This window comes from Oleiphilus sp. HI0123, assembly GCF_001635315.1.
Genome location: NZ_LWGE01001363.1, coordinates 1 through 4,599 on the forward strand (window position 1 = coordinate 1; position 4,599 = coordinate 4,599).

Here is a 4,599-nt window from a genome sequence, read left to right on the forward strand (position 1 = left end):
CCTGTGTAAATGTATTGGCTTAGGTCGGCTGTTTCAGTTGAGCGGAGTAGGTGCCAGATTTGCTCGTCTGTGTCTTGGTGATGCTCTGGATTAATTAGGCCGCGATGATCGATTAAGGTGATCGCCGCTTCAATAGTTAAATCTGTGATTTCATAAGCTTGAGATAATAAGTGCGAAAGCTCGATTTGCTGGTCGACATTCATGCCAGATAAACCAAGGTTCGGGATTAGCGGCAGTATTTTCTCAATGCGTGCTTTGTTCTTATTGCTTGTCGCTAACTTTAAGGACATTAAAAGATAGTCTTGAGCGTCAGCTTCATTGAGGTGCTCTATTTGAACTGACCCTAGTGCAGCATCGCTCTGTGCGTATAGGTTATTTTCCCAATAAGATTGTGCGGCTTGAAAAAATAGCTTGGATTGTTGTTTTGGGGAGGTGGACTTTAGTGCTAGTGAAATCAGCTCTTCCGGTTGTTTTGGAGCGGGAGATTCGACCTTTGTTAGTTTGCTTTGGTTTACTTTAGGCGATGTGCCACAGGCAGATATAATGACAGACAGGCAGACAATAATAGAAAAGTGAAGTGCTTTCATAGCGGGGTCTATGCTTAAATGTAGAATGTTCCGTATTTTATAGTGAGGTTGTGTTCTTGGAAAGTGCCATTTACATTGTTGCGACGCCAATAGGAAATTTGTCAGATATTACTTTGAGGGCAATTGAGGTTTTGAAAGCTGTTGACGTTGTTGCTGCGGAGGATACGCGGCACACAAGAAAGCTTTTGGAGCACTACGGTATTGCTACAAAAATGATATCCCTGCACGAGCACAATGAGTCTGAGAAAAGTGCTTATATCATTGGCTTGGTCAAAGAGGGGCAGTCGGTGGCGCTCGTTTCAGATGCCGGTACGCCGCTGATTTCTGATCCGGGGTATACATTAGTTTTGAGAGCCAAAGAAAGTGGGGTTCTCGTCAGGCCCATACCAGGCCCTTCTGCACTGATTGCTGCTTTATGCGCCAGCGGCGTTGCAAGTGACACGTTTATCTTTGAAGGCTTTCTGCCTGCTAAGAAAAAGGCTAAAGAAGAGGTGCTGCAATCTTATCTTGCTGAGCGGCGCACAGTTATATTTTATGAATCGCCTCACCGGATTTTGGTGACGCTTGAGGCTATGTCCGACGCGTTGGCAGGGCGAAAACTTTGTGTGGCTCGAGAACTAACCAAGCGATATGAGACGATTAAGTACGGTGAGGTGTCTGAAGTTCTGGCTTGGATGAAGGCTGACGAAGATCAAACTAGAGGAGAGTTTGTGTTGGTGCTTGAAGGTTCACAGGAAGAGCCTCTGAGTGTGAGTGATGAGCAAAAGCTCAAGCTTCTAGCGCGTTTGCTTCTAGAGCTGCCGCCAAAAAAGGCAAGTGCTGTCGTGGCGGATGTTGTGGGCGGAAGTAAAAAGGAAATATACAACCTGGCTTTAAGTTTGAAAGAGAAGTGATTGTAAAACCGACGACCGGTTTGCAATTTTGAAGGAATGATGTGATTCGATGTGCTTAGTAGATTGCGAAGGTATTCTTAATCGTGCAAAATATAAGCAAATAATTATCTAACGGATGTAGAGTCATAATGGATAGACTGTTCCGAAATATTTTTCTCCCAGTATCATTTTTGGGCTTGGCGACGGCTTTTCCTGTGCATGCTTTTGAGTTGCTTTCAGAAGGAGCGATGGGGACGGTTTCGGCTGTGTCAGCAAACTCGGCTGAAGATATTGTTAATATAGCTGGTCCTACAGCCGCGGGCTTGACGGTTGATGACGATTATGAAGTGCTGCCTTTTCAGACCGATATCACAATTGAGGATGCTAACCCAGATGAGGTGACTGACGTGCTTGAGTTTGCTTTGACTCAAGAGGTTGAGTCGTGGGCAAGTAATCTCACTATTCAAGACTCTCTAGTTGGAGCTGATACCTCCGCTGATGTGAGTTATGTGGATGAGCTTCCGCCTTCGTCTTTTGAAGATGCTGTTTTCCTTGTTCGAGATGATGAGTTTGATAGCATTGTTTTCGATTCCGATAGTGATCAAGAAGACAATACTAGCTACGAGTTAAGTCGTATAGAGCAAACTGTAACTGTCTTGGAGCAAAACCTGGGCTCGATTCGTTATATCGTTGAGAGGCAGGTAGACTTTGTAGCCACAATTGCTCCTCCGGATCGCGAGGGGCAGGAAGCGTCAATCGGCAGTGGCTATATCTCTGATCTAACGAGTATTAGTAATGTTCGCATTGCTACGGTTCGAGATTAGTTATATTTATCTATTCTTTTCTTGAATTATCTGTATTTCCGTAATACTGTTATTCCTGAGTTTGCCAGGCAATCGCTGCTTAGCTGAGTTTTCAGCATGAGGAGAGGAAAGTCCGGGCTCCACAGAGCAGAGTGCCAGGTAACCCCTGGGGGGCGAAAGCCTACGGAAAGTGCAGCAGAAAGTGAACCGCCTAAGTTCTAGCCTTGGCTAGGAACGGTAAGGGTGAAAAGGTGCGGTAAGAGCGCACCGCATGACTGGCAACAGTTCATGGCGATGGTAAACCCCTCTCGGAGCAAAACCAAATAGGAATTCGTTGGCGTGGCTCGCGCTGAATTCGGGTAGGTTGCTTGAACTAAATGGTGACGTTTAGTCTAGATGAATGATTGTCCACGACAGAACCCGGCTTATCGGCAAACTCTTTACTTTTCCTAGTTAAAAAAATCCCCATTTCTTGTCTTTTAATAAGAAAAAAATCTTACTCTTAAAGTGGTTTCTTAAGTTTTCACGCTATCTTTTTGTTGTTAAAAGATAAGAGTCTCTCTGTGCCTTCCGATTTTGCCTATATCTCTCTAAGTTATTGTGTTTTTTGAGTATTTTTCCCTTTGGCTACCCGTCTATTTTGCTTGATTTGTGGAGTTCTAGTTCCTATAGTGGGTAAAAGTAGAAAAAAGTGGTTAATTTTGGGTATTTTTCAGTTTTTTGTGGGTTTCGAGGCGTAATTTTGTTTTTAGGTAGTCACGCAATCAATATGGATGCTAAAGGTCGCATGGCGATTCCGACTAAGATTCGGGAATCGTTGGCGTCTTTTTGTGATGGCCGTATTGTTGTGACTGCGCATACTGAGGAGCGCTGCTTGCTCGTCTACCCAGAAGATCAATGGAAAGAGATATTGCCTCAAATTGAAAGCCTGCCAAGTTTCAACAAGATTGCGCGACGCACTCAGCGTTTGTTGATTGGTTATGCGACGCCTTTGGAAATGGATGGGAATGGGCGAATTCTTGTGCCGCCAACACTTAGAGAGTATGCAAATCTCGAGAAGAAGTTGATGTTGGTGGGTCAAGGAAAGAAGTTTGAGCTTTGGAGTGAAGACAGTTGGTTTAATTGGTTAGATGAAGCAGATCAGGATGATGATATTCCAGAGCAAATGCTGAATTTGTCTCTGTAATGTATATGTTGATTGAATTGGACACATTGGTATGAGTTGTGAGCAACATATGCACGAGACGGTGCTATTACAAGAAGCAGTTGACTTATTGGTGACGAATTCTTCAGGTGCCTATGTTGATGCAACCTTTGGTCGTGGTGGGCATAGCTCAAAAATACTAGAAGCTTTGGATAAAGATGGCTCGTTGATCGCTATTGACAAAGATTTGGAAGCAATATCTGCGGCACAGAGTCGATTTGTTGATGAAGAGCGATTTTCGATTGTGCACGGCTCCTTCGCAGATATTCGTGAGCATTTGAGAGTTTGTGGGCAAGAGAAAGTTTCGGGCGTGTTAGCGGATTTGGGTGTGTCATCTCCGCAGCTTGATAATGCTGAGAGAGGCTTCAGTTTTATGAATGATGGTCCGCTAGATATGCGGATGGATACCACGCGCGGAGTGAGTGCCGCACAGTGGATCAAAGAGGTCGATGAGAAAGAGATGGTTCAGGTATTTTTCGATTATGGCGAAGAAAAGTTTGCTAGGAAAATAGCTAGAGGTATCAAAGAGGCATTGCTGGGTCAGGAAATTGATACGACTGCAAAACTGTCGAAAATAGTGAAGGACGCGAACCCGTCTTGGGAAAAACATAAGCACCCGGCGACCAGGGTGTTTCAGGCTATTCGAATTAAAGTTAATGATGAATTGAGTGATTTAGAGCGATTGCTGGACGAAGCAAGTGAGAGTTTAGCAGTCGGTGGCCGTTTAGTTGTTATTAGCTTTCATTCACTCGAAGATCGTATTGTTAAGCGCTTTATGCGTGAAAAAGCAAAAGGTGATGCGCCTCCGCCGGGGGTGCCCGTTTTTGAAAAAGATATTGTTCGAGGCTTTAAGCTAGTTGGAAAGGCGATTAAACCGAGTAAAGCAGAAATAGAAAATAACGTTCGGGCGCGTAGCGCTGTAATGCGAGTGTTGGAGAGAGTTTCTGATGAATAGGCTTATGTTGTTAATGTCTAGATTGACGTCGGTAGTTCGCCACGGTGAACGCGGCGTTGAGGCGGTGCGGGAAAACTCTTCAGAGATGACGGTGATGGAGCGAATGGCTTTGGCCCTAGATGGCTTGCTTCATTTGTTAAGGCAGGTTTCCTTTAAAGGTTTTGTGGTGACCGGCATG

The 4,599-nt window shown here is 44.6% G+C and carries 5 protein-coding genes and 1 other RNA gene; 5 read left to right on the plus strand and 1 reads right to left on the minus strand.

Translation table 11 applies throughout. From position 1 onward, the window contains the following. On the minus strand, positions 1 to 587 hold a 587-nt coding region (locus A3761_RS17080), incomplete at its 3' end, for a penicillin-binding protein activator (RefSeq protein WP_156491916.1). Between the two features lie 56 nt (positions 588 to 643). On the opposite strand from A3761_RS17080, the gene rsmI reads away from it, so the two are divergent. The 5 genes from rsmI (at position 644) to rsmH (ending at position 4,421) form a co-directional block, all read left to right on the plus strand. Next, positions 644 to 1,480 (plus strand): 16S rRNA (cytidine(1402)-2'-O)-methyltransferase, encoded by an 837-nt coding sequence (gene rsmI, locus A3761_RS17085; protein WP_068516393.1) that lies wholly within the window; start codon positions 644 to 646, stop codon positions 1,478 to 1,480. A 128-nt stretch (positions 1,481 to 1,608) separates the two neighbouring features. Next, a complete protein-coding gene (locus A3761_RS17090; RefSeq protein WP_068516390.1) occupies positions 1,609 to 2,283 on the plus strand; it encodes a hypothetical protein in 675 nt (224 codons plus the stop codon). A 56-nt stretch (positions 2,284 to 2,339) separates the two neighbouring features. Continuing rightward, an RNA gene (rnpB, locus tag A3761_RS17095) (RNase P RNA component class A) lies at positions 2,340 to 2,706 on the plus strand. 298 nt (positions 2,707 to 3,004) lie between these two features. After that, the gene (gene mraZ / locus A3761_RS17100; protein WP_068516386.1) at positions 3,005 to 3,448 is read left to right on the plus strand and encodes a division/cell wall cluster transcriptional repressor MraZ; all 444 of its coding nucleotides are present in this window, start codon (positions 3,005 to 3,007) and stop codon (positions 3,446 to 3,448) included. 31 nt (positions 3,449 to 3,479) lie between these two features. Continuing rightward, entirely contained in the window at positions 3,480 to 4,421 is a 942-nt protein-coding gene (gene rsmH / locus A3761_RS17105; RefSeq protein ID WP_068553776.1) for a 16S rRNA (cytosine(1402)-N(4))-methyltransferase RsmH, read from the plus strand. The last annotated feature ends 178 nt before the right edge of the window (positions 4,422 to 4,599 follow it).

What these genes read in the sequence shown, in the direction of transcription:
- rsmH (WP_068553776.1), top strand. Translation starts at nt 3,480, where the DNA reads ATGAGTTGTGAGCAACATATGCACGAGACGGTGCTATTACAAGAAGCA.
- A3761_RS17090 (WP_068516390.1), top strand. Translation starts at nt 1,609, where the DNA reads ATGGATAGACTGTTCCGAAATATTTTTCTCCCAGTATCATTTTTGGGC.